Annotated in this window: 24 protein-coding genes; 21 read left to right on the forward strand and 3 right to left on the reverse strand. The window is 71.0% G+C overall.

Features of this window, described 5'->3' with window-relative positions:
• The first annotated feature begins 46 nt into the window (after positions 1-46).
• Positions 47-2,296 carry a bifunctional (p)ppGpp synthetase/guanosine-3',5'-bis(diphosphate) 3'-pyrophosphohydrolase gene (locus tag ACFQ9V_RS14905; protein ID WP_345834838.1) on the forward strand — a complete coding sequence of 750 codons (2,250 nt, stop codon included), beginning with the start codon at positions 47-49 and terminating at the stop codon, positions 2,294-2,296.
• Here the strand turns inward: ACFQ9V_RS14905 and ACFQ9V_RS14910 are convergent.
• The 3 genes from ACFQ9V_RS14910 to ACFQ9V_RS14920 all read right to left on the reverse strand — a co-directional run bounded on the left by ACFQ9V_RS14910 (position 2,283) and on the right by ACFQ9V_RS14920 (position 5,043).
• A complete protein-coding gene (locus tag ACFQ9V_RS14910) occupies positions 2,283-2,852 on the reverse strand; it encodes a hypothetical protein (RefSeq protein WP_382459905.1) in 570 nt (189 codons plus the stop codon). The genes ACFQ9V_RS14905 and ACFQ9V_RS14910 overlap by 14 nt on opposite strands.
• 112 nt (positions 2,853-2,964) lie before the next feature.
• On the reverse strand, positions 2,965-4,194 hold the full coding sequence (locus ACFQ9V_RS14915; protein ID WP_382459906.1) for a DUF349 domain-containing protein: 1,230 nt from the start codon (positions 4,192-4,194) through the stop codon (positions 2,965-2,967).
• Between the two features lie 57 nt (positions 4,195-4,251).
• The gene (locus ACFQ9V_RS14920) at positions 4,252-5,043 is read right to left on the reverse strand and encodes a peptidylprolyl isomerase (RefSeq protein ID WP_382459907.1); all 792 of its coding nucleotides are present in this window, start codon (positions 5,041-5,043) and stop codon (positions 4,252-4,254) included.
• Positions 5,044-5,223: 180 nt separating this feature from the next.
• On the opposite strand from ACFQ9V_RS14920, the gene ACFQ9V_RS14925 reads away from it, so the two are divergent.
• The 20 genes from ACFQ9V_RS14925 (at position 5,224) to ACFQ9V_RS15020 (ending at position 23,151) form a co-directional block, all read left to right on the forward strand.
• The gene (locus ACFQ9V_RS14925) at positions 5,224-6,564 is read left to right on the forward strand and encodes a replication-associated recombination protein A (protein WP_370053755.1); all 1,341 of its coding nucleotides are present in this window, start codon (positions 5,224-5,226) and stop codon (positions 6,562-6,564) included.
• Positions 6,565-6,757: 193 nt separating this feature from the next.
• Positions 6,758-7,384, forward strand: a complete 627-nt coding sequence (gene rpsD / locus ACFQ9V_RS14930) for a 30S ribosomal protein S4 (RefSeq protein WP_382459937.1) — start codon at positions 6,758-6,760, stop codon at positions 7,382-7,384.
• Between the two features lie 135 nt (positions 7,385-7,519).
• Positions 7,520-7,897, forward strand: coding sequence for a DUF948 domain-containing protein (locus ACFQ9V_RS14935; RefSeq protein ID WP_370053753.1), 378 nt, complete (start codon positions 7,520-7,522; stop codon positions 7,895-7,897).
• A 50-nt stretch (positions 7,898-7,947) separates the two neighbouring features.
• Entirely contained in the window at positions 7,948-8,139 is a 192-nt protein-coding gene (locus ACFQ9V_RS14940) for a hypothetical protein (protein ID WP_382459908.1), read from the forward strand.
• A 77-nt stretch (positions 8,140-8,216) separates the two neighbouring features.
• A complete protein-coding gene (gene alaS / locus ACFQ9V_RS14945; RefSeq protein WP_382459909.1) occupies positions 8,217-10,874 on the forward strand; it encodes an alanine--tRNA ligase in 2,658 nt (885 codons plus the stop codon).
• A gap of 3 nt (positions 10,875-10,877) precedes the next feature.
• Positions 10,878-11,345 (forward strand): Holliday junction resolvase RuvX, encoded by a 468-nt coding sequence (gene ruvX, locus ACFQ9V_RS14950; RefSeq protein WP_382459910.1) that lies wholly within the window; start codon positions 10,878-10,880, stop codon positions 11,343-11,345.
• Between the two features lies 1 nt (position 11,346).
• A complete protein-coding gene (gene mltG / locus ACFQ9V_RS14955) occupies positions 11,347-12,966 on the forward strand; it encodes an endolytic transglycosylase MltG (RefSeq protein WP_382459911.1) in 1,620 nt (539 codons plus the stop codon).
• Positions 12,959-14,107, forward strand: coding sequence for a shikimate dehydrogenase (locus tag ACFQ9V_RS14960; RefSeq protein ID WP_382459912.1), 1,149 nt, complete (start codon positions 12,959-12,961; stop codon positions 14,105-14,107). The genes mltG and ACFQ9V_RS14960 overlap by 8 nt, the downstream gene beginning before the upstream one ends.
• Positions 14,108-14,171: 64 nt before the next feature.
• Positions 14,172-15,380, forward strand: coding sequence for a chorismate synthase (gene aroC / locus ACFQ9V_RS14965; protein ID WP_382459913.1), 1,209 nt, complete (start codon positions 14,172-14,174; stop codon positions 15,378-15,380).
• Between the two features lie 5 nt (positions 15,381-15,385).
• Positions 15,386-15,910, forward strand: coding sequence for a shikimate kinase (locus tag ACFQ9V_RS14970; protein WP_382459914.1), 525 nt, complete (start codon positions 15,386-15,388; stop codon positions 15,908-15,910).
• A complete protein-coding gene (gene aroB, locus ACFQ9V_RS14975) occupies positions 15,907-16,986 on the forward strand; it encodes a 3-dehydroquinate synthase (protein ID WP_382459915.1) in 1,080 nt (359 codons plus the stop codon). The genes ACFQ9V_RS14970 and aroB overlap by 4 nt, the downstream gene beginning before the upstream one ends.
• Positions 16,986-17,375, forward strand: coding sequence for a hypothetical protein (locus ACFQ9V_RS14980; RefSeq protein ID WP_382459916.1), 390 nt, complete (start codon positions 16,986-16,988; stop codon positions 17,373-17,375). The genes aroB and ACFQ9V_RS14980 overlap by 1 nt, the downstream gene beginning before the upstream one ends.
• Before the next feature lie 5 nt (positions 17,376-17,380).
• Positions 17,381-17,818, forward strand: a complete 438-nt coding sequence (locus ACFQ9V_RS14985) for a type II 3-dehydroquinate dehydratase (RefSeq protein ID WP_382459917.1) — start codon at positions 17,381-17,383, stop codon at positions 17,816-17,818.
• Between the two features lie 100 nt (positions 17,819-17,918).
• Positions 17,919-18,482 (forward strand): elongation factor P, encoded by a 564-nt coding sequence (efp, locus tag ACFQ9V_RS14990; protein ID WP_382459918.1) that lies wholly within the window; start codon positions 17,919-17,921, stop codon positions 18,480-18,482.
• The gene (gene nusB / locus ACFQ9V_RS14995; RefSeq protein WP_208039424.1) at positions 18,482-18,904 is read left to right on the forward strand and encodes a transcription antitermination factor NusB; all 423 of its coding nucleotides are present in this window, start codon (positions 18,482-18,484) and stop codon (positions 18,902-18,904) included. Before efp ends, nusB begins: the two co-directional genes overlap by 1 nt.
• A complete protein-coding gene (locus ACFQ9V_RS15000) occupies positions 18,901-19,617 on the forward strand; it encodes a DsbA family protein (protein WP_382459919.1) in 717 nt (238 codons plus the stop codon). The genes nusB and ACFQ9V_RS15000 overlap by 4 nt, the downstream gene beginning before the upstream one ends.
• A gap of 103 nt (positions 19,618-19,720) precedes the next feature.
• Entirely contained in the window at positions 19,721-20,308 is a 588-nt protein-coding gene (pyrR, locus tag ACFQ9V_RS15005; protein ID WP_382459920.1) for a bifunctional pyr operon transcriptional regulator/uracil phosphoribosyltransferase PyrR, read from the forward strand.
• The gene (locus tag ACFQ9V_RS15010) at positions 20,305-21,309 is read left to right on the forward strand and encodes an aspartate carbamoyltransferase catalytic subunit (protein WP_382459921.1); all 1,005 of its coding nucleotides are present in this window, start codon (positions 20,305-20,307) and stop codon (positions 21,307-21,309) included. Before pyrR ends, ACFQ9V_RS15010 begins: the two co-directional genes overlap by 4 nt.
• The gene (locus ACFQ9V_RS15015; RefSeq protein WP_382459922.1) at positions 21,306-22,634 is read left to right on the forward strand and encodes a dihydroorotase; all 1,329 of its coding nucleotides are present in this window, start codon (positions 21,306-21,308) and stop codon (positions 22,632-22,634) included. Before ACFQ9V_RS15010 ends, ACFQ9V_RS15015 begins: the two co-directional genes overlap by 4 nt.
• Positions 22,627-23,151, forward strand: coding sequence for a hypothetical protein (locus ACFQ9V_RS15020; RefSeq protein ID WP_382459923.1), 525 nt, complete (start codon positions 22,627-22,629; stop codon positions 23,149-23,151). The genes ACFQ9V_RS15015 and ACFQ9V_RS15020 overlap by 8 nt, the downstream gene beginning before the upstream one ends.

Genomic DNA, 23,151 nt, shown 5'->3' on the forward strand with positions numbered 1-23,151 from the left:
GGGAAGGCACGAACAGCGGCGATAATGGACGACAGGAGGCGAGCAGATGGTTGACACGACGACACCGCAGTCCGCCTCGCTGCGCCGTCTCGTGCCGCGGATCTTCTCCCGCGCCCAGCCCGCCGGCGCCGTCGACACCCTGATCCGCACGGTGCGCATGCACCACCCGAAGGCCGACCTCTCGCTCATCGAGCGCGCCTACGCGGTCGCCGAGCGCGCCCACGACGGCCAGAAGCGCCGCTCCGGCGAGCCGTACATCACCCACCCGGTCGCCGTCGCGCAGATCATCGCCGACCTCGGGATCGGCGCCAAGACCATCGCCGCCGCCCTGCTGCACGACACGGTGGAGGACACGGCCTACACGCTGGACGAGCTGCGCGACCAGTTCGGCGACGAGATCGCGATGCTGGTGGACGGCGTCACCAAGCTCGACAAGGTCAAGTACGGCGACAGCGCGCAGGCCGAGACCGTCCGCAAGATGATCGTCGCGATGTCGAAGGACATCCGCGTGCTGATCATCAAGCTGGCCGACCGCCTGCACAACGCCCGCACCTGGGGCTTCGTCCCCGCGGCGAACGCCACGCGCAAGGCGACGGAGACCCTCGAGATCTACGCGCCCCTCGCTCACCGGCTCGGAATCCAGACCATCAAGTGGGAGCTGGAAGACCTCTCGTTCGCCGTGCTGTATCCCAAGCTCTACGCCGAGATCGAGAGCCTGGTGAAGCAGCGCACCCCCGAGCGCGAGCGGCTCGTGCAGCAGGTGATCGACGCGATCAACGACGACCTGAAGACCGCGAAGATCCGCGGCAAGGTGGTCGGCCGGCCCAAGCAGTACTACTCGATCTACCAGAAGATGGTCGTGCGCGGCCGCGAGTTCGACGACATCTACGACCTCGTCGGCATCCGCGTGCTCGTCAACACGGTGCGCGACTGCTATGCGGTGCTCGGCTCCATCCACGCGCGCTGGACGCCGATGCCCGGCCGCTTCAAGGACTACATCGCCACCCCGAAGTTCAACCTGTACCAGTCGCTGCACACGACGGTGATCGGTCCGCAGGGCCGCCCGGTCGAGATCCAGATCCGCACCGAGGAGATGCACCAGCGGGCCGAGTTCGGTGTCGCTGCGCACTGGAAGTACAAGGAGCAGACCACCGGCAAGAGCACCGGCGGCCCGGGCAAGGTGGACACCGACCTGGCCTGGCTCGCGCACATCTCCGACTGGCAGGCCGAGACGGCCGACCCGTCGGAGTTCCTGGACTCGCTGCGGTTCGAGATCGGCGCGAAGGAGGTCTACGTCTTCACGCCGAAGGGCCGCGTGATCGGCCTGCCGGCTGGTGCGACCCCGGTGGACTTCGCCTACGCCGTGCACACCGAGGTCGGCCACCGCACGATGGGCGCCAAGGTGAACGGCCGCCTGGTGCCGCTGGAGAGCACGCTCTCCACCGGCGACGTGGTGGAGATCTTCACCTCCAAGAACCCGGACTCCGGTCCGAGCCAGGACTGGCTGAACTTCGTCAAGAGCCCGCGGGCCCGCAACAAGATCCGCCAGTGGTTCACCAAGGAGCGCCGGGACGAGGCGATCGAGCAGGGCAAGGACGCCATCGCGCGGGCGATGCGCAAGCAGAACCTGCCGCTGCAGAAGCTGATGACGCAGGACGCCCTCGTGGAGGTCGCGTCCTCGCTCAAGCACCCCGACGTCTCGTCGCTGTACGCGTCCGTCGGCGAGGGCCACATCTCGACGCAGTCGGTGATCGAGAAGATCGTCGCCTCGCTGCAGAGCGAGGTCGAGTCCGACGGCGAGCTGGACATCCCGGTCAAGGGCCGGCCCAAGCAGCTGCGCAACAGCGACTCCGGCGTGCTCGTGCGCGGTGCGCCCGACATCCTGGTGAAGCTCGCCAAGTGCTGCACGCCGGTGCCTGGCGACCCGATCGTCGGCTTCGTGACGCGCGGTCAAGGCGTCTCCGTGCACCAGGCGAACTGCCACAACGTGCAGTCGCTGCTGCAGGAGCCCGACCGCATGATCGACGTGGAGTGGGCGCCGAGCTCGAAGAGCGTTTTCCTGGTGCAGATCCAGGTGGAGGCCTTGGACCGCTCCGGACTGCTCTCCGACGTCACGCGCGTGCTGTCCGAGCACCATGTCAACATCCTTTCTGCGACGGTCACGACGTCGAGCAACCGGCTGGCGCTGAGCCGCTTCGTGTTCGAGATGGGCGACACCACCCACCTCGACCGTGTGCTCAACGCCGTGCGTCGGATCGACGGCGTCTACGACGTGTACAGGGTCAGCGCCGGCTGACCGGGGCCGGGAGCTCCGTGCGCTCGACCACGGACATCCGGGTGAGCGCCCGCGTCGCCCCGTGCCGGCGTGACCGGGCGAGGTGGGCGCCGAGCCGGTCGGGCGAGGCGCGCCCGAGGTCGAGCAGGTGACGTACCTCCAGGGCTTCGTGATGGCCGAACCGGGGGAGCGTCAGCATCAGGTCGGCGGCCGTGCGCAGCGGCGCCGTGACCAGCACGCCGCTCAGCTCGACGACCTCGCCGGCTCCCAGCCGGTGCTGGTGCGCGTCGAAGTCGGGTGGGACGCGACCGCGGCGCCTGCGGTCGATGCAGACCTGAGGTCGTGACGGCGGCGCCGAGCGCGTGCCGTGGATCCAGGCCGCGGTGCCGCGATCGGCGACCGCGCTTCCCGGCCGGTGTGCCGCGAACGCGTGCGCGCGCAGCGAGGGGGTGTCGGGGATGTCGGTGGTGGCGAACGCGTCGCCGACCCGGTAGAGCTGCCCGTCGAGCACGAGCGAGAAGAGCTCGGCGAGCGGGAGGACGTCACGGTCGAGGAGGAGAGGGAGCGCTGTTGTCATGCGTCCAGCCTCCGCCGGTCGCAACCCTCGTGGACGGCCAGCGGCGAATCCGTGGAGTACTCACCCGATCACGCGGGCTGTGGAGAACAAACCCGCCGCCGCCGACCAGGCCTCAGCCGAGTGCGTCCAGCCACACCTTGCGGGCGTCGAGAGCCTCCTGGGCGGCCTTGACCTTGGCGGAGTCGCCGCTGGCCTTGGCATCCTCGAGCTCCTGCTCCAGCTTGGCGATCGCCGCGTTGAGCTGGCTGGCCAGCCCCTCGGAGCGCGCCTTCTTCTCCGGGTTGTTGCGCTCCCAGTGCTCCTCGTCCAGCCGGCGCACGGAGGCTTCGACCTTGCGCAGGCGGTCCTCGATGGGGCGCACCTGGTCGCGCGGCACGCGGCCGATGGCGTCCCAGCGCTCCTGGATGGAGAGCAGCTTGGTGCGCGCGGTCTCGCGGTCCTTCTCCTTCAGGAGCGGCTCCGCCTCCTCGAGCAGCCCGAGCTTGAGCGTGAGGTTCTCCTCGTACTCGACGTTGTCGCGCGCGTCGACCTCGGCCTTGGCCGAGTAGATCGCGTCGCCTGCCGCCTTGAACCGCGCCCACAGTGCGTCGTCGTTCTTCTTGCCCGCGCGGCCGGCCAGCTTCCACTGGTCGAGCAGGCGCCGGTACTCCGGCACGCCGTCGGCGCCGAGCGGCACGAGGCGCTCGGCCTCCTCGATGAGCGCGTTCTTGCGGCTGCGGACGTCGCGGTGCTGGTTGTCCAGGTCGGCGAAGAACGCCTTGCGGTTGTGCTCGATGGTCGAGCGCGCGGCGCGGAACCGCTTCCACAGCTCGTTGGCCTCGTTCTTCGGCAGCCGGGGGCCGTCGTGCTGGTGGGCCTGCCAGCTCGCGAAGAGCGCGTCGAGCTCGGCGGTGGTCTGCTTCCACTGCGTGCGGGCCGGGTCCTGCGCGGCGAGGGCCTCCGCCTGCTCCACGATCGCGGTGCGGTCGGCGACGGCCTGCTCGAGCGCGGCCTTGGCCTCGGCGCTCTGCTGCTCGGTGAGCTCCTCGACGGTGCCGCCGAGCGCGTCGAGCCTGGTCATCAGCGACGGGAGGTCGCCGACGGCGTTCGCGCCCTCGACTGCGGTGCGCAGGCTCGCGACCGACTTGGCGACGTCGGCCGCCGGGGCGCCGCGGCGGGCGCGCTGCTCCAGGAGGCCGACCTGGCCTGCGAGGTCGTTGTACTTGCGCTCGAAGTAGGAGATCGCCTCCTCGGGAGTGCCGTCCGGGTACTCGCCGACGGCGCGCTCGCCATCGCCCTCACGGACGTACACGGTGCCGGTCTCATCGACGCGACCCCAGGGGTGCTGTTCAGAAGTAGCCAAGAGCCTCACCTTGCTTGCGGTGCCACGTTGGGAATCAGCCTATTGCACACGCCGGGATCACTGCAGCGTGAAGCTGTCGATCTTCGTCGCGACGGCGGGCTTGCCGTCGGTGCTGCCGCCCTGGACGCCCTTGTCGGTGACGTCGCTGATCAGGGTGGGGAGGCCGCTGGTGATCTTCCCGATGACGGTGTAGCCGCCGGCGGAGTCGGACGGGATGGTGGTGTCCTTGTAGACGATGAAGAACTGGCTGCCCTGGCTGTTCGCGTTGCCGCTCTGGCGTGCCATCGCGAGGGTGCCCGCCGGGTACTTGTCGTTCTTCGGCGCGTTCTCGACCGGGCCGTAGGAGTAGCCGGGGCCGCCGGTGCCGTCGCCGTTCGGGTCGCCGCACTGCAGCACGTAGAAGCCGCCGTTGGTGAGGCGGTGGCAGGTGAGCCCGTCGTAGAACTTCTTCTGCGTCAGCGAGATGGTCGAGGAGACCGCCTGCGGCGCGGCGGCGCCGTCGAGCGAGACGCCGAGCTTGATGCCGTTGATCGTGAGGTCGCCCGTCCAGGTGCGGCCCTCCGCGATGCTCTTCGACGGGACGCCTGCTGCGGCGGACGACGACGGGGAGGGCGACGCGGAGGAGGGCGACGGGGAGGCCGACGCACTCGTGGCGGCGGGCTTCGCGAAGAAGAGGAGCTGCGTGCCGACCGCCAGCAGGACGATCACGAACACGGCGATCCCGGCGACCCAGTTGTCCCGCTTGCGGCGCTTGACCTTCTCCTCGTGCACCGTCTGCCGCGCCTGATAGGCGCGGAGGCGCTCGCGAGCCTGTCGCGCTTCGCGGTCGTTCTGCTTGCTGGGTGCCACGTCTGTCCTCCGGGGGCGCCGTCGAGCGGGGGATGGATGCCACCGCGCCGACGGATGCCGCGGCGGGATGGATGCTGCACGAACCTTATCCGGCGTGGCTATGAGCGCCCAAACCCACGCGCCGGTGGCGGCCTCGCCCGGGCGGACACCGATGTCGGTGGCGGCGACTACTCTTGTCGGGTGGTCGACGTGCAACCTGGGCTCCGGACGGGAGCGACGCCTCTCGCCGTGCGCATGCGGCCGAAGTCGCTGGACGAGGTCGCCGGGCAGCGCCATCTGCTGCGGCCCGGGTCTCCGCTGGTCGCGCTGGCCTCCGACAAGGACGGGCAGTCCGGCTCCGTCTCCGTCATCCTGTGGGGGCCTCCCGGCACCGGCAAGACCACGCTGGCGCAGGCCATCGCGCACTCGTCCGGCCGGCGGTTCGTGGAGCTGTCCGCCGTCACCGCGGGTGTCAAGGACGTCCGCCTGGTGATGGACGAGGCGCTGTCGACCCGCGACCTGTACGGAGTGTCGACCGTCCTCTTCCTCGACGAGATCCACCGCTTCACCAAGGCGCAGCAGGACGCCCTCCTGCCCGGCGTGGAGAACGGCTGGGTCATCCTGGTCGCCGCCACCACGGAGAACCCGTCGTTCTCCGTGATCTCGCCCCTCCTCTCGCGCTCGCTCCTGCTCACGCTCGAGACGCTGAGCGACGAGGACCTCGGCGTCGTGGTCGACCGGGCGGTGTCCGACGACCGCGGCCTCGGCGGCCAGTACACGCTGGACGACGAGGCGCGCGCCGCCCTCATCCGGCTGGCGTCCGGCGACGCCCGGCGGGCCCTCACCGCGCTGGAGGCCGCCTCCGTCACGGCCGCGTCGGTCACGCCCGCGACCTCCAAGAAGAAGCCGGTGATCACGGCGGAGCTCGTGGCGCAGGCGGTCGACCGCGCGCTGCTGCGCTACGACCGCAACGGCGACGAGCACTACGACGTCATCAGCGCCTTCATCAAGTCGGTCCGCGGCTCGGACGTCGACGCGGCGCTGCACTACCTGGCGCGGATGATCGAGGCGGGGGAGGACCCGCGATTCATCGCCCGCAGAATCATCGTCTCGGCGTCGGAGGACATCGGGATGGCCGACCCGCAGGCCCTCGTAGTGGCCATCGCCGCCGCCGACGCTGTGCAGTACATCGGGATGCCGGAGGGGCGCATCCCGCTCGCGCAGGCCGTCGTCCACCTCGCCACCGCCCCCAAGTCGAATGCGGCCTACATGGCGCTCGACGCGGCGATCGCCGACGTGCGCGCAGGCAAGATCGGGAGGGTGCCCAAGCACCTCCGCGACGCGCACTATCCCGGCGCCAAGCGACTCGGCCACGGCAAGGGCTACAAGTACCCGCACGACGACGCGCTCGGGGTGCTCCAGCAGCAGTACCTGCCCGACGAACTGGCCGACACGACCTACTACGCGCCGACCGAGCACGGCAACGAGCGCGACGTCGCAGCGCGCCTGGCGAAGCTGCGCCGCATCGTGCGCGGACGCTGATGCGGTTCTGCTAGAATCGTGTGGCCTAGAAGCGTGTTCAGGGTGCGGCTGCCCGGGACACGCTTTCGACGGGACAGGCCCTTTAGCCGGGCGTCCCTGGCGTCAATCCCTCTCTCTTGCAGGTGAAAGACCCTGCGCAGTGCGCCCCTGCGTGCACTGCGACCAACATTCGTAGAGAGAAAACCGAAAGGAAATCGTGTCTTCACGTTCCCGCAGCAAGACCCGCGAGTCGCGCGCTCTGGGCATCGCCCTGACCCCGAAGGCGGCCCGCTACATGGAGAAGCGCCCGTACGCTCCGGGTGAGCACGGCCGCACCAAGCGCAAGGCCGACTCCGACTACGCCGTTCGTCTGCGCGAGAAGCAGCGTCTGCGCGCCCAGTACGGCATCCTCGAGAAGCAGGTCCGTATCGCGTTCGAAGAGGCCCGCCGCACCGCCGGCCTGACCGGTGAGAACCTGGTCGAGCTCCTCGAGATGCGCCTCGACGCCCTGGTGCTCCGCGCCGGCTTCGCCCGCACGATCTCGCAGGCCCGCCAGTTCGTCGTGCACCGTCACATCCTCGTCGACGGAAAGCTCGTCGACCGCCCGTCCTTCCGCGTGAAGCCGGGTCAGCTCATCCACGTCAAGGCCCGCTCCGAGGGCACCGAGCCCTTCCAGGTCGCGGCCGCCGGCGGTCACGTCGACGTCCTGCCCAAGGTTCCGGCCTACCTCGATGTCGAGATCGACAAGCTCCAGGCCCGCCTCGTGCGCCGCCCGAAGCGCGCCGAGGTGCCCATCACCTGCGAGGTCCAGCTCGTCGTCGAGTACTACGCCGCCCGTTAAGGCGAGCGACAGACTCCCGCAGAACGGGGTCGCGGCTTCGGCCGCGGCCCCGTTTCTCGTTTCTCCGGGTCCATCCGGGACGGGTTTCCCGTACGCTGGGGGTCGTATGCCCGTCACGGAATGGAGGGGGCCGTCATGTCCGGAGGCGACATCGCAGGACTGATCGCGGCGGCCGTGTTCGCCGTCCTGGTCGGATTCATCGCCGTTCCGCTGCTGAAGCTCGGTCGCGTGCTCGACTCCACCCGCGACGCCATCAAGGAGGCCAGCGACGGCATCACGCCGATCCTGGAGGAGACGGCGACCACGCTGCAGGAGACGAACAAGCAGCTCGCGCGAGTCGACACGATCACCAAGAACGTCGCGGATGTCACGGGCAACGTGTCGGCGCTGGTGGCGCTGTTCGCCGCGACGGTCGGCGGTCCGCTGATCAAGCTGGCGGGCTTCAGCGCGGCCGTCCGCGCCGCCCTCCGGGTGCCGGGGGCCTCCCGGCGTTCCCGACGCCAGTCGGACTAGACTTGCGCGAGTGCGCTGAGCGCGCGCAACCAGGGAGGGAAGATCCGGCAATGAAGAGTTTCCTGTGGCTCCTGATCGGCGTGGCTGTCGGCTTCGTCGTCGCCCACAAGGTCAACGAGACCCAAAAGGGTCGCGAGTTCTTCGGCACGCTCGACAAGAAGGCGCGCGACTTCGGGGAGGCCGTCTCCGACGGGTACCGCCAGCGCGAGGCCGAGCTGCGGTCGGCCATCGACGGCGACTGATCCGCCGCCCCTCTTCTTACGTCGACATCTCCTGACGCCATCGTCTCCTCGTTCCACCCCTCGATCGACCGGAAACCATGCAGACTGCTGAAATCCACCGCCGCTGGCTCGACTTCTTCGCCACGCGCGGTCACACCGTCGTCCCGTCCGCCTCGCTGGTCAGCGACGACCCGTCGCTGCTCTTCACGGTCGCCGGGATGGTGCCCTTCGTCCCGTACCTGACGGGCGTCGTCCCCGCGCCGTTCCCGCGCGCGACGAGCGTCCAGAAGTGCATCCGCACGCTGGACATCGAGGAGGTCGGCAAGACCCCCCGCCACGGCACGTTCTTCCAGATGTGCGGCAACTTCTCGTTCGGCGACTACTTCAAGGAGCAGGCGATCACGTTCGCCTGGGACCTCCTCACCCTGTCCGAGGACGAGGGCGGCCTCGGCTTCGACCCGAAGGACCTCTGGGTCACCGTGTACGAGGAGGACGACGAGGCCCGGGAGATCTGGACCCGCGTCGCCGGCCTCCCGGCCGAGCGCATTCAGGGCCTCGGCAAGGACACCAACTACTGGTCGACCGGCCAGCCCGGCCCGGCGGGTCCCTGCTCGGAGATCTTCTTCGACCGCGGCCCCGCCTACGGCATCGACGGCGGCCCGGCGACGGACGACGACCGCTACGTCGAGATCTGGAACCTCGTCTTCATGCAGTACCTGCGCGGCGAGGGCACCGGCAAGAAGGACTTCGACATCCTCGGCGACCTGCCGAAGAAGAACATCGACACCGGCCTCGGCCTGGAGCGCGTCGCGTTCATCAAGCAGGGCGTCGACAACATGTACGAGATCGACCAGGTCCGCCCGGTGCTCGACCGCGCGGCCGAGCTGGCGGCCAAGCCGTACGGCCACGAGGCGCATGAGGACGACGTGCGCCTGCGCGTGGTCGCCGACCACGTCCGCAGCGCGCTCATGCTGATGACCGACGGCGTGACGCCGTCCAACGAGGGCCGCGGCTACGTGCTGCGCCGCCTGCTGCGCCGCACGGTGCGCGCGATGCGCCTCCTGGGCGTCGAGACCGCGACCTTCCCCGCGCTCTTCCCCGCCTCCCGCGACGCCATGAAGGCGGCGTACCCGGAGGTGGAGGCCGAGTTCTCGCGCACGTCGCAGCTCGCCTACGCGGAGGAGGAGACCTTCCTGCGCACCCTCGTGTCCGGCACGAGCATCCTCGACACGGCCGTCGCGAACACCAAGGGCGCGGGCAAGGACGAGCTCGCGGGCGACACCGCGTTCCTCCTGCACGACACCTACGGCTTCCCGATCGACCTGACCCTGGAGATGGCGGAGGAGGCCGGCCTCCGCGTCGACCGCGCCGCGTTCGACACGCTCATGGCCGATCAGCGCGCCCGCGCGAAGGCGGACGCCAAGGCGAAGAAGACGGCCCTCGCCGACCTGTCGGTCTACAGCGCGTTCCGCGCGCAGGGCGAGACGGTCTTCACCGGGTACACCGACCTGGAGACGGAGTCGAGCGTGCTCGGCCTGATCGTGGACGGCCGGTCCGTGAGTGTCGCTCGCGAGGGCCAGGTCGCGGAGATCATCCTCGGTGCGACCTCGCTCTACGCCGAGTCCGGCGGCCAGGACGCCGACGCGGGCACGATCGTCGGCCCGGGCTACGAGCTCGACGTGCTCGACGTCCAGAAGCCCGTGAAGGGCCTGATCAGCCACACGGTGCTGGTCCGCAGCGGCGAGGTCGGCGTCGGTTCCCCGGCGACCAGCCTCGTGGACGCGGAGTACCGGCGCGGCGCCAAGCAGGCGCACTCCGGCACGCACATCATCCACGCGGCGCTCCGCCAGGTGCTCGGCTCCAACGCGCACCAGTCCGGCTCGTTCAACAAGGCCGGCTACCTGCGTCTCGACTTCTCCTGGAACCAGGCGCTGTCCCCGGAGACCCGCAGCGAGATCGAGGAGATCTCCAACAACGCGATCCGCGACAACCTCCAGGTGACGACGCGCGAACTGCCGCTGGCGGAGGCCAAGGCGCTCGGCGCGATGGCCCTGTTCGGCGAGAAGTACGGCGACGTCGTGCGCGTGGTCGACATCGGCGGCCCCTGGTCGCGCGAGCTCTGCGCGGGCACGCACGTGACCTCGAGCGCCGAGATCGGCATGATCAACCTGGTGAGCGAGTCGTCCGTCGGCTCCACGAACCGCCGCGTCGAGTCGCTGGTCGGCCTGGAGGCCTTCCAGGACCTCGCCGTCGAGCGCACGATCGTGTCGCAGCTCTCCGGCGCGCTCAAGACGCCGCGCGAGCAGCTCCCCGAGAAGATCGCGGACCTGATGGCGAACCTCAAGGCCGCCGAGAAGCGCATCCAGGCGTTCGAGGCCCGCGCGGTGCTCGACAAGGTTCCCGCGCTGCTGGAGTCGGCCTCCCGACGCGGTGCCGTCACCGTGGTGGCGGAGGACGCCGGCACGCTCAACTCGGCCGACGACCTGCGCCTGCTGGCGACGACCGTCCGCGAGCGGCTCGGCTCGGACGCTGCGGCGGTCGCGCTCGCGGCGCGCGCGGCGGGCAAGCCCGTCGTGATCGTGGCGACCAACCAGGCCGCGCGCGACGCCGGCGTGAACGCGGGCGCGCTCGCCAAGACTGCGTCCGGCGTGCTCGGCGGCGGCGGTGGCGGCAAGGCCGACCTCGCCCAGGGCGGCGGCACGGACGCCGAGGCGATCCCGGCCGCGCTGTCCGCGGTGGTCTCGGCGATCGGCTAGCGCGTGCGCACGGGCGTGCGGCTCGGCATCGACGTCGGGAAGGTGCGGATCGGCGTGAGCAGGTCCGACCTCCACGGGATGCTGGCGACCCCGGTGGAGACGGTCGCACGCTCCGAGGATGCTGCGGATCGGCGCCGGATCGGGGAGATTGTGACCGAACTCGGAGTTTTCGAGATTATCGTCGGGTTGCCTCTGGCGCTCTCGGGCGCGCACACCGCGTCGACGGCGGATGCCGTCGCCTTCGCGGAAGCGCTCGAGGCCCAGGTGGACGTCCCGGTGCGACTGGTGGACGAGCGGCTCTCGACCGTCTCGGCCCACTCGGCGCTCCGGGCGTCGGGCAAGAACTCGAAAAGCGCGCGTCCGGTGGTGGATCAGGTGGCCGCCACGATAATTTTGCAGCACGCCCTCGACGCGGAGCGCGCTTCAGGCCGTCCGCCGGGCCACCCCGTCGAACCGAGCATTGGACCCTAGTTTGTCGCAGAACCCGCAGGAGAAGCCGGAGCCCCCCGTCTTCCCCGCCGTGAACCGGCAGCAGCCGCTGACCCGGCGCGAGGCGCGTCAGGCCAGGGAGGCCGAGGAGGCCCAGGCCGCGCAGGCTCAGCAGGAGGCGCAGCCTCGGCAACAGGCTCCGCAACCGCCCGCGGACCGGCCGGCGCCCGTCGACGACACCCGCAACCCGCAGACTCCCGGGCCGTGGACGCCGCCTCCCGCCGAGACCCTGTCGAACCGCGAGACCCTGAACGGGCTGGACTTCGACTCCGTTGGGACCGGACCCGTGCCCGTCGACGCGGCGCGCTCCGAGCGGGAGCCGGTCGGCGCGACTGCGCGCCACGAGGCCGCCCACGGCGCGGCGGCCGGCGACCACGGCCGGTTCGACGACTCTGCGCACGCGATCTTCGCGTCCCTCGTCGGCGACGGCGCAGACGACCACGCTGCCGACCGCGCTGACGCGTCCGCGGGAGGGCGTGGCGACTCGCCGCTTGCCTGGCGCCAGCAGAACTACCTCTCGCACGAGCCGCCCAAGCGCAAACGGCGCTGGCTGAAGCGGCTCGTCATCACCCTCGTCGTCATCCTGGTCCTCGGCGGCCTCGCTACCGGGGGCTTCATGGCGTTCCAGCCGCAGGTCGCCGCGCTCGTGACGAAGGTCATGCCGCAGAACGACGACTACACGGGCAACGGCACCGGCTCGGTGACGTTCACGATCAAGTCGGGCGACGACGGCAGCGCGATCGCGACCAACCTGCAGAAGGCGGGCGTGACCAAGAGCTACACCGCGTTCTACTCGCTGCTGCTGCACCAGCAGCCGCAGATCGTCTGGCAGCCCGGCGTCTTCAAGCTGGCGAAGCAGATGAGCGCGAAGGCCGCCCTCGCGGCGCTGCAGAGCCCGTCCTCCCGCTTGCAGAACACCGCGGTGATCCCGGAGGGCACGGCGGAGAAGGACGCGCTGCAGACCGTGGCGACCGCCACGAAGATCCCGCTCGCCCAGTTGCAGCAGGCCGCAGCCAACCCGGCGGACTTCGGGCTGCCTGCCCAGGCGAAGACGCTCGAGGGCTTCCTGTTCCCGGCGACCTACACGTTCGCGCCCGGCGTCACCGCGCACGATGCGATCAAGACGATGGTGGACCGGTCCTTCGAGGCGCTCGACCAGGCGGGCGTGCCGGTCGCCGACCGCTGGAACGACGTCATCCTCGCCTCCATCGTGCAGCGCGAGGCCGGGCTGAAGGACGACTACCCGAAGGTCGCGCGCGTGTTCCTCAACCGGCTCGCGCAGGGCTGGGACCTGCAGTCCGACGCGACCGTCGCCTACGGAACCGGGCACACCGACCGGGTGACGACCACCGACGCCGAGCGCGCGGACGCGTCGAACCTGTACAACACGTACGCGCACCCCGGCCTCCCGGTCGGGCCGATCTCGAACCCGGGCGACCTCGCGCTGAACGCGGTGACGCACCCGGCGACCGGGCCCTGGATGTACTTCGTGACCTGGAATCTCAAGACCGGTGAGACGATCTTCTCGACCACCCAGGCGGAGCACGACGCGGCGGTTGCGAAATGGCAGCAATGGATGAAGGACAACCCCGGCTATGAGTGACGCACCGAAGCCCCGGCCCGCCGCGAAGTCGCGCGCCCCTCGACCGAAGCCGGCGAAGGCCGAGGAGTCGGGCGACGTGGAGTCGCTCGACGCCGTCGAGAACGGGGTGTCGGAGGCGTCGGCCGAGGAGCTGATCGCCGAGCTGGTGGAGGCCGAGCGCGAGGCGGAGGCCGAGGAAGCGGCGATCGCGGAGGCCGAGCGGGCCGCCGACGAGGAGGAGCCGCTGGACGAGGAGCCCGTTCCGGCACCCACCCCCACCGCCTCCCGTCGCCTCGCCGTCCTCGGCTCGCCGATCGGCCACTCCAAGTCGCCCGCCCTGCACCGTGCCGCCTACGCCGCGCTCGGCCTGGACTGGTCGTACGACCAGCTCGACGTCAGCGAGGCCGGCCTGTCCGCCTTCCTCGACGGCCTCGACGAGGAGTGGCGCGGGCTGTCGCTGACCATGCCCCTCAAGCAGTCCGTCATCCCACTGCTGACCGAGACCGACCGGGTCGCGGAGCAGACCGGCGTGGCCAACACCGTCCTGCTCGACGGCGACGACATCAGCGGCTTCAACACCGACGTCGCGGGCATCGTCCGGGCGCTGTCCGCCGCCGGCCTGGAGGGGGCGCGCTACGTGCACGTCCTGGGCGGGGGAGCGACCGCCGCCTCCGCGCTGGTCGCCGCGGCCGAGCTCGGCGCCGAGCGGGTGGACGTGCACGTGCGCGACCTGCAGAAGAGCGTCTGGCTGGAGCCGCTGGCCCACCAGCTCGGGCTGAGGATCCGCATCCGGTCGTTCGCGCAGGCCGACCGGTCGCTGGACGTGCCGCAGCTCGTGATCAGCACGCTGCCGGGCGGCGCCTCCACCGAGGCGATCTACACCGACTCGACGCGCCGCGCTGCCGTGCTGCTCGACGTCGCCTACGACCCGTGGCCGAGCGTTCTCGCGTCGGCGTGGCAGGCCGTCGGCGGCCGGGTCGTCTCCGGTCTGGCGATGCTCGCGCAGCAGGCGCTGCTGCAGGTGCGCATCTTCGTCTCCGGCGACGTGCTGCAGCCGCTCCCCGATGAGGAGGGCGTGCTGGAGGCCATGCTCGCCGCGGTCGGCATCGACGCGGAGGGGTCGCCGGTCGGCGACGGCTCCGTGGAAGGCGAATCCGAGTAGCGGAGCACCGCCGCCGGCCGTAATGCCGGGAGGAGCCGCCCTGCCGCTGTGCCAGAATCGAAGCATGCTTCGTTGGCTCACGGCCGGGGAATCCCACGGCCCCGAACTCATCGCCGTCCTGGAGGGACTTCCTGCCGGGGTGCCCGTCTCCCTGGACGCCGTCCGCGCCGATCTCGCCCGCCGCAAGCTGGGCTATGGCCGCGGTGCACGGATGAAGTTCGAGCAGGACGCGCTGGAGGTCTCCGGCGGCGTCCGGCACGGCCTGAGCCTCGGCAGCCCGATCGCGCTGCGCATCGGCAACACCGAGTGGCCCAAGTGGGTCGACGTCATGAGCCCGGAGCCGGTCGACCCGGAGAAGCTCGCCGGCGGTCGCGGCGCCGCGCTGACGCGTCCCCGTCCCGGCCACGCCGACCTGGTCGGCATGCAGAAGTACGGCTTCGACGAGGCCCGCCCGATCCTGGAGCGCGCGAGCGCCAGGGAGACCGCTGCCCGCGTGGCGCTCGGCGCCGTCGCGCGCTCGTTCCTCGCCGAGCTCGGCATCACGCTGGTCAGTCACACGCTGTCCATCGGGCCGGTCCGCGTCCCGGAGGACGCCCCGCTGCCCACGCCCGCCGACGTCGCGACGCTCGACGCCGACCCGCTGCGCTGCTTCGACCCGGCCACCTCCGAGCGGATGGTCGCCGAGGTCGACGACGCCCACAAGGAGGGCGACACCCTCGGCGGCGTCGTGGAGGTGCTCGCCTACGGCCTCCCGCCGGGGTTGGGCTCGCACGTGCACTGGGACCGCCGGCTCGACGCCCAGCTCGCTGCGGCGCTCATGGGCATCCAGGCGATCAAGGGCGTGGAGGTCGGCGACGGCTTCCTGACGACCACCCGCCGCGGCTCGCAGGCGCACGACGAGCTCGTGGCCGAGGAGGGCGCCATCCAGCGCACCAGCGACAAGGCCGGCGGCACCGAGGGCGGCATGAGCACCGGCGGCGTGCTGCGCGTCCGCGCGGGCATGAAGCCGATCGCGACCGTCCCGCACGCGCTGCGGACCATCGACATCGCGACCAGCGAGGCCGCTCCCGCGCACCACCAGCGCTCCGACGTCTGTGCGGTCCCCGCGGCCGGTGTGGTCGCGGAGGCGATGGTCGCGCTCGTGCTCGCGAACGCCGTGCTGGAGAAGTTCGGCGGCGACTCGGTGACCGAGACGGCGCGCAACCTGCACGGCTACCTCGACGCCATCCCGCAGAACCTGGCGACCGAGCGCGTCAGCGCGCCCTACGCCTGAGTGCCGTGACGATCGTCCTGATCGGCCCGCCGGCGGCGGGCAAGACGCGCGTGGGCAAGCGCCTGGCGAAGCGGCTCGGCCTCCCGTTCGTGGACACCGACGCGGTCGTGGTCGCCGGGCACGGCGCCATCGCGGAGATCTTCGCGGAGCACGGCGAGCCGTACTTCCGGGCGCTGGAGCGCGCTGCGGTCGCGGAGGCCGTCGCCCGGCCGGGCATCGTCTCGCTGGGCGGGGGAGCGGTGCTCGACCCGGACACGCAGGCCGACCTGGCCGCGACCCGCGTCGTCCTGCTGACCGTGCGTCCGGAGGCCATCGCCGCCCGGATCACCAACCGCAAGCGCCCGCTGGTCACCGACCTGGAGTCGTGGAAGCGGCTCGTGGCGGCGCGCACCCCGCTCTACGAGTCGCTCGCGGACTACACCGCGGACACGTCGACCCGGCCGATCGACACCATCGTGGAAGAGATCGCCCGCTGGGTGGAGAGTGGCCGCACTGCACACGGCCAGAGCACCGAACAAGGAGAGTCATGACCGACCAGCCCACCGAGATCCTCGTCGCCGGGGCGAGCCCGTACCCGGTCGTCGTCGGCCGCGGCCTCCGGTTCGACCTCGCCGCGCACCTCGGCACCGGGGTGAGCAAGGTGCTCGTCGTCCACCCGCCCACGCTCGGCGCCGCGGCGGCCGAGCTGCGCGAGTCGCTGCTCGGCACGTACGAGGTGCTGCTCGCCGAGGTCCCCGACGCGGAGGCCGCCAAGCGCGTCGAGGTCGCCTCGTTCCTCTGGGGCATCATGGGCCAGGCCGACTTCACCCGCTCCGACGCGGTGATCGGCTTCGGCGGCGGCGCCGTCACCGACCTGGCCGGCTTCGTCGCCGCGACCTGGCTGCGTGGCGTGAAGCTGATCCAGGTGCCGACGACGGTGCTCGGCATGGTGGACGCCGCGGTGGGCGGCAAGACCGGCATCAACACCGCCGAGGGCAAGAACCTGGTCGGCGCCTTCTACGCGCCGGCCGCCGTGGTCTGCGACCTCGACACGCTCACCTCCCTCGGCCGCAACGAGCTGCTCGCGGGCTTCGCCGAGGTCGTCAAGTACGGCTTCATCGCCGAGCCGGAGATCCTGGACATCATCGAGCGGGACGTCGACGTCGCCACCGACCCGGAGTCGCCGGAGTTCCGCCGCCTGGTCGAGCTGTCGATCGGCATCAAGGCGCGCGTGGTCGGCGAGGACTTCACCGAGCAGGGGCTCCGCGAGATCCTCAACTACGGCCACACCCTCGGGCACGCGATCGAGCACGCCGAGCGCTACCAGTGGCGGCACGGCGCGGCCGTCTCCGTCGGGATGGTCTACGCCGCCGAGCTCGGCCGGCTGAGCGGGCGGCTGAGCGACGAGGCCGTCGACCGGCACCGCCGCATCCTGGAGTCGCTCACCCTGCCGACAAGCTACCCGGCCGGCCGCTGGCAGACGCTGCTGGCGAGCATGCAGCGCGACAAGAAGGCGCGCGGCAGCCTGCTGCGGTTCATCGTGCTGGACGACATCGGCCGGCCGACCGTCCTCGCCGGTCCCGACCAGAGCCTGCTCTTCGCCGCCTATCAGGAGATCGGCTCCTGATGGCCAGGACGATCGCGCAGAAGCTGCTCCTGAAGGAGGGCGACGCCCTGAGCCTCGTCGGGGCGGGCGAGGACGAGCGCGCGGCGATCGGCGCACTCCCGGACGGCGTGACCGAGGTCGGGCCGGCCGAGGCCGCCGTCTCCGTCACGTTCGTGCGCACCCGCAACGAGCTGATGACGCAGTTCCAGACCGAGCTGCCCGCGCTCTCCGGCGCCCGTGCCGTCTGGTTCCTGTACCCGAAGGGCGGCAGGGCCGACTTCAACAGGGACACCTTCATCCGCGAGGCCGGCGCGTTCGGCTGGCGGCCGATCAGCAACGTGGCCGTGGACGACGTCTGGTCGGCGGTGCGCGTCCGTCCGCTCACCGACGGCGAGGCGCCGGTAGGGTGAGCGGCATGACTTCCGTCCTCGTCCTGAACGGTCCCAACCTCGGCCGGCTCGGCACCCGCGAGCCGGACGTCTACGGCGCGGGGACGCTCGACGACCTCCGCGCCCAGCTCGCCGCCGATGCTCCAGGGCTGGACATCGACCTGCGTCAGACCGACGTCGAGGGCGAGCTGCTGGGCTGGCTGCACGAGGCAGCGGACTCCGGCGCCCCGGTCATCCTGAATGCGGGCGCGTGGACGCACTACTCGTACGCGCTGCGCGACGCCGTGTCCCTCGTGACGAAGGCCGGCGGCACCGTCATCGAGGTGCACCTGTCGAACCCGCACGCGCGCGAGGAGTTCCGGCACACCAGCGTCATCAGCGCCGTCTCCACCGGCGTCATCGCCGGGTTCGGCTTCGAGTCGTACCGCCTCGCACTGGCGTTCATTCGCCGAAACGCGCGCTGACGTCTAGAATCTTCTGGGGCTCCGTACGCCGGGGCCCGCCGTGGACGGCGAGGGGCGCCGATACCACCCGTAACTTCCGCAGACCGAATGGAACTCCCGCATGGCATCGACCGCTGACATCAAGAACGGCATCGTCCTCAACATCGACGGACAGCTCTGGAGCGTCATCGAGTTCCAGCACGTCAAGCCGGGCAAGGGTGGAGCGTTCGTCCGCACGAAGCTGAAGAACGTCACGACCGGCAAGACCGTCGACCGCACCTACAACGCGGGCGCGAAGATCGATATCACCAACGTCGACCGCCGCGAGTACCAGTACCTGTACCAGGACGGCGCCGACTTCGTCTTCATGGACACCAGCGACTACGACCAGCTCACCATCACCGGCCCGGTCGTCGGCGACGCCGCCAACTTCATGCTGGAGAACCAGAACGTGACCGTCGCGCTGCACGAGGGCTCGCCGCTCTACGTGGAGCTGCCGGCCTCCGTGGTCCTGGAGATCACCTACACCGAGCCGGGCCTGCAGGGCGACCGCTCCACCGGCGGCACCAAGCCGGCGACCGTGCAGACCGGCTACCAGATCCAGGTCCCGCTGTTCCTGGAGACCGGCACCAAGGTCAAGGTCGACACCCGCACGGGCGACTACCTGGGCCGCGTCAACGACTAGTGAGCGCCCGGACCAAGGCGCGCAAGCGCGCCCTCGATGTGCTGTTCAGCGCCGACCTGCGTCAGCTCACCCTGCCGCAGGCCCTGGCGGCCGAGGCGGAGCGCGCGGCCAACGAGCCGACGCGTGAGGCCTCCTGGCTGTACGCGCGCGAGATCGTGGACGGCGTGATCGACCACCAGGACGAGATCGACGAGCAGATCGAGACGTACGCCCAGGGCTGGACCCTGGCGCGCATGCCTGCCGTCGACCGCGCCATCCTGCGCATCGGCGTGTGGGAGCTGCTGTTCAACGACGAGGTGCCGGACGGCGTCGCCATCTCGGAGGCCGTCGAGGCGGCGACCGTGCTGTCGACGGACGACTCGGCCGGCTTCGTGAACGGCCTGCTCGCGAAGATCGCGCAGAACCGCCCTCAGCGCGCATGACCGCGACGGGCCGGCTGCGCCGGATCGTCGCCGCAGCGGTGCTCGCGATCGCGGTGACCGCTGGCGTCGCCTCCTGCTCGCTGCTCGGCGGCAACTCGAACGTCCCCGTCGCGACAGCGAAGCCCGCCACGGGAACGGACGGCGCCGCGAACTTCGACGGCGGCTATGTGTCGGCCGGTTCCGGCCCGAAGAAGGTCGACCTCTGGTTCGACCCGATGTGCCCGGTCTGCGGCGCGTTCGAGAAGTCGAACGGCACGACGCTGGCCGACGCGGTGAAGGACGGCTCGATCACCCTCCGCCTGCACCCGCTGACCTTTCTGGACCGCGCGTCGAACGGCACCGGGTACTCCACCCGGGCGTCCGCTGCGCTCGTCTGCGTCGCCGTGCACGAGCCGGAGCGCACGCTGGAGTACTACCAGGCGCTCTTCGCGGACCAGCCGGAGGAGAACTCCAGCGGCCTGACCGACAAGCAGCTCGCCAAGCTCGCGACGGACCACGGCATCACCGACATCTCGGGCTGCATCGACCGCAGCGGACCGTACCAGGCGTGGGCGCAGGCGAACACGGCGCACTCGCAGAGCGGACCGATCACGGTGGACGGCAAGAAGGTGCTCGACAACATCCAGGGCACGCCGACGGTGCTCGTGAACGGCAAGCAGTACACCGGCTCGATCAGCGACGAGAAGGAGTTCGCGAGCTTCCTGGGCCGATGAGCTGGGCCGGTGAGCTGTGGCAGTGAGCCGCGCCGAGCCTGCTAGGCTCGACCCAATTGGCATCCTTTAACAGCCGTCCTGTGAGGCGGGGAAGGAGGTCGGCATGACAGCGCGCATCGTGCTGCAACAGGCTGACATCGCCCGGGCGTTGACTCGGATCTCCCACGAGATCCTGGAGTCCAACCGGGGAACGAACGAGCTGGTGATCCTGGGCATCCCGACGCGCGGCGTCGTGCTGGCCCGGAGGATCGCCGCGAACATCCAGCGGATCGAGCCGGACTCGGTCGCGTCGCCCGACGACATCGTCGGCTCCCTCGACGTGACGATGTACCGCGACGACCTGTCCCGGAACCCCACCCGGGCGCCGCAGCCGACGTCGCTGCCGGGGTCGATCGACGGGCGGACCGTCGTCCTGGTGGACGACGTGCTCTTCTCGGGCCGCACCATCCGCGCCGCGCTCGACGCGCTCAGCGACCTGGGGAGGCCGCGGGCCGTCCGGCTCGCCGTGCTGGTCGACCGCGGGCACCGCGAGCTGCCGATCCGGGCGGACTTCGTGGGCAAGAACCTGCCGTCGGCCGCCTCCGAGCGCATCTTCGTGCGGCTGGACGAGATCGACGGCGAGGAGTCGGTGACCATCGAGGAGTCCGGGACCATCGCGGAGTCGGGGACCATCGAGGAGGCCGGAGCATGAGGCACCTTCTCAGCACCAAGACACTCTCGCGGGACGACGCGATCACCCTGCTCGACGTCGCGGAGGACATGGCGGACGTGCAGGACCGCGAGGTCAAGAAGCTGCCGACCCTGCGCGGCAAGACGGTCGTCAACCTGTTCTTCGAGGACTCCACCCGCACGCGCATCTCGTTCGAGGCGGCGGCGAAGCGGCTCTCGGCGGACGTCATCAACTTCTCCGCCAAGGGCTCCAGCGTCTCCAAGGGCGAGAGCCTGAAGGACACCGCGCAGACGCTGGCGGCGATGGGCGCGGACGCGGTCGTCGTGCGGCACAGCGCCTCCGGAGCCCCGCAGACGCTCGCGACCAGCGGCTGGATCGACGCGGGCGTGCTCAACGCCGGCGACGGCACCCACGAGCACCCGACCCAGGCGCTGCTCGACGCGTTCACGATGCGGCGCCGCTTGCACGGTCGCGCCTCGCGTGGGCACGACCTCGACGGCGTGACCGTGACGATCGTCGGCGACATCCTGCACTCCCGCGTCGCCCGCTCCAACGTCTGGCTGCTGCAGACGCTCGGCGCGCAGGTGTCGCTGGTCGCGCCGCCCACCCTGCTGCCGGTCGACGTGTCGAGCTGGCCGGCCTCGATCGGCTACGACCTGGACGCGGCGATCGACGCCGGGCCGGACGTCGTGATGATGCTGCGCATCCAGGGCGAGCGGATGCACGCGGCCTACTTCCCCTCCGAGCGCGAGTACGCGCGGCGCTGGGGGCTCGACGACGAACGGCTGGGCCGGCTCGGGGCCGATAGCATTGTGATGCACCCGGGACCGATGAACCGCGGGCTGGAGATCTCGGCGGCCGCCGCCGACTCGCCGCGGTCGACGGTGCGGGAGCAGGTCGCCAACGGTGTGTCCGTGCGGATGGCGGCACTGTATCTGCTGCTCTCCGGTGGCGACGGCCCCAAGGATGGACACAGCGATGGACACAGGGACGGCCAGCAGACGAATGACGGTGTGCGATGAGTGAGAGCGTGATGACCCAGAAGTACCTGATCCGCGGCGCGACTCTGGCCGATGGCGCCCGCACCGACCTCCTGCTCTCCGACGGCCGGATCGCCGCGACCGGCGCTGACGCCCAGGTCTCCGGCGCGACCGTGATCGACGCGGACGGCCTGATCGCCCTGCCCGGCCTCGTCGACCTGCACACGCACCTGCGCGAGCCCGGCTACGAGCAGAGCGAGACGGTCCTGACCGGGACGCGCGCCGCCGCGGCGGGAGGCTTCACGGCGGTCTTCCCGATGGCGAACACCTCCCCGGTCGCCGACACCGCCGGCGTCGTGGAGCAGGTGCTCCGGCTGGGGGAGGCCGCGGGCTACGCGACCGTCCAGCCGATCGGCGCCGTGACCGTGGGACTCGCGGGGGAGCGGCTCGCCGAGCTCGGCGCGATGGCCGACTCCCGCGCGAAGGTGCGGGTCTTCTCCGACGACGGCAAGTGCGTCTCCGACCCGCTGCTCATGCGCCGCGCGCTGGAGTACGTCAAGGCGTTCGGAGGCGTGATCGCCCAGCACGCGCAGGAGCCACGGCTCACCGAGGGCGCCCAGATGAACGAGGGCGCGCTGTCCGGCGAGCTGGGCCTGACCGGCTGGCCGGCCGTCGCCGAGGAGTCGATCATCGCCCGCGACGTGCTCCTGGCCGAGCACGTCGGCTCGCGCCTGCACGTCTGCCACGTGTCGACCGCCGGCTCGGTGGACGTCATCCGCTGGGCGAAGGCGCGCGGCGTCGACGTCACGGCCGAGGTCACGCCGCACCACCTGCTGCTGACCGAGGAGCTCGCCTCCGGCTACGACGCCCGCTACAAGGTCAACCCGCCGCTGCGCCGCGCGGAGGACGTGGAGGCGCTGCGCGCGGGCCTCGCGGATGGGACGATCGACATCGTCGCGACCGACCACGCGCCGCACCCGGTGGAGTCCAAGGACTGCGAGTGGGACGCCGCCGCGTTCGGGATGGTCGGGCTGGAGTCCGCGCTCTCGGTCGTGCAGGCCTCGGTCGTCGACAACGGCCTCCTGGGCTGGACCGACATCGCCCGCGTGCTCTCGGCGACCCCGGCGAGGATCGGACGGCTGGACGGCCACGGCCTCCCGGTCGAGGCCGGTGCTCCTGCCGAGCTGTTCCTCTACGACCAGGCCGCCTCACGGGAGTTCTCGACGGGCGACCTCGCGGGCAAGGGCGTCAACTCGCCCTACCTGTCGATGACACTGCCGGGCCGGGTGGTGGCGACCTTCCACCGCGGCTACGCGACGGTGCTCGACGGCACCGTGGTCGAGGAGCTGGAGGCGGCCCGTGGATAAGCTCCTGCCGACCATCGGCATCATCCTCGTCGTCATCGTCGTGCTCGCCCTCGCGCTGGTCGGCTGGCGCCGCCGCGTCCGGCGCGACGCCCCCGCGGGCGGCGGCTACCCTGCGCCGGAGAGCGTGGCGGCCCTGACGGCCTCCGCCGAGGTGCTCTACGTCGCCACCACCAAGTCCGGCGAGCCGCTGGAGCGCCTGGCGCTGCCCGGGCTGTCGTACCGCGGCCGGGGCACCGTGGAGGTCTCCGGAGACGGCGTGCAGCTCCGCGTCACGGGGGAGCCGCCCGTGTTCATCCCGGCGACGGCGCTCACCGGCGTCGGCGCTGCGACGGTGACCATCGACCGGGTCGTGGAGCGGGACGGCCTGCTCCGGCTCGGCTGGACCACCAGCGGCGGCGCGTCCGCCGACAGCTACTTCCGGGTCGTGGACCCGGCCGGGCGCGGTCTGCTGACCGCGGCCGTCGAAGACATCCTCCCGGGCGATTCGCCCGCGGACAGCAACGAAAGCGAGGTGTGA

Source organism: Leifsonia sp. NPDC056665 (genome assembly GCF_042791795.1).
Classification (GTDB): Bacteria; Actinomycetota; Actinomycetes; order Actinomycetales; family Microbacteriaceae; genus Leifsonia.

What these genes read in the sequence shown, in the direction of transcription:
- ACFQ9V_RS14905 (WP_345834838.1), top strand. Translation starts at nt 47, where the DNA reads ATGGTTGACACGACGACACCGCAGTCCGCCTCGCTGCGCCGTCTCGTG.
- ACFQ9V_RS14910 (WP_382459905.1), bottom strand. Translation starts at nt 2,852, where the DNA reads ATGACAACAGCGCTCCCTCTCCTCCTCGACCGTGACGTCCTCCCGCTC.
- ACFQ9V_RS14935 (WP_370053753.1), top strand. Translation starts at nt 7,520, where the DNA reads ATGTCCGGAGGCGACATCGCAGGACTGATCGCGGCGGCCGTGTTCGCC.
- ACFQ9V_RS14940 (WP_382459908.1), top strand. Translation starts at nt 7,948, where the DNA reads ATGAAGAGTTTCCTGTGGCTCCTGATCGGCGTGGCTGTCGGCTTCGTC.
- alaS (WP_382459909.1), top strand. Translation starts at nt 8,217, where the DNA reads ATGCAGACTGCTGAAATCCACCGCCGCTGGCTCGACTTCTTCGCCACG.
- ACFQ9V_RS14960 (WP_382459912.1), top strand. Translation starts at nt 12,959, where the DNA reads ATGAGTGACGCACCGAAGCCCCGGCCCGCCGCGAAGTCGCGCGCCCCT.
- aroC (WP_382459913.1), top strand. Translation starts at nt 14,172, where the DNA reads ATGCTTCGTTGGCTCACGGCCGGGGAATCCCACGGCCCCGAACTCATC.
- aroB (WP_382459915.1), top strand. Translation starts at nt 15,907, where the DNA reads ATGACCGACCAGCCCACCGAGATCCTCGTCGCCGGGGCGAGCCCGTAC.
- ACFQ9V_RS14980 (WP_382459916.1), top strand. Translation starts at nt 16,986, where the DNA reads ATGGCCAGGACGATCGCGCAGAAGCTGCTCCTGAAGGAGGGCGACGCC.
- ACFQ9V_RS14985 (WP_382459917.1), top strand. Translation starts at nt 17,381, where the DNA reads ATGACTTCCGTCCTCGTCCTGAACGGTCCCAACCTCGGCCGGCTCGGC.
- efp (WP_382459918.1), top strand. Translation starts at nt 17,919, where the DNA reads ATGGCATCGACCGCTGACATCAAGAACGGCATCGTCCTCAACATCGAC.
- ACFQ9V_RS15000 (WP_382459919.1), top strand. Translation starts at nt 18,901, where the DNA reads ATGACCGCGACGGGCCGGCTGCGCCGGATCGTCGCCGCAGCGGTGCTC.
- pyrR (WP_382459920.1), top strand. Translation starts at nt 19,721, where the DNA reads ATGACAGCGCGCATCGTGCTGCAACAGGCTGACATCGCCCGGGCGTTG.
- ACFQ9V_RS15010 (WP_382459921.1), top strand. Translation starts at nt 20,305, where the DNA reads ATGAGGCACCTTCTCAGCACCAAGACACTCTCGCGGGACGACGCGATC.
- ACFQ9V_RS15015 (WP_382459922.1), top strand. Translation starts at nt 21,306, where the DNA reads ATGAGTGAGAGCGTGATGACCCAGAAGTACCTGATCCGCGGCGCGACT.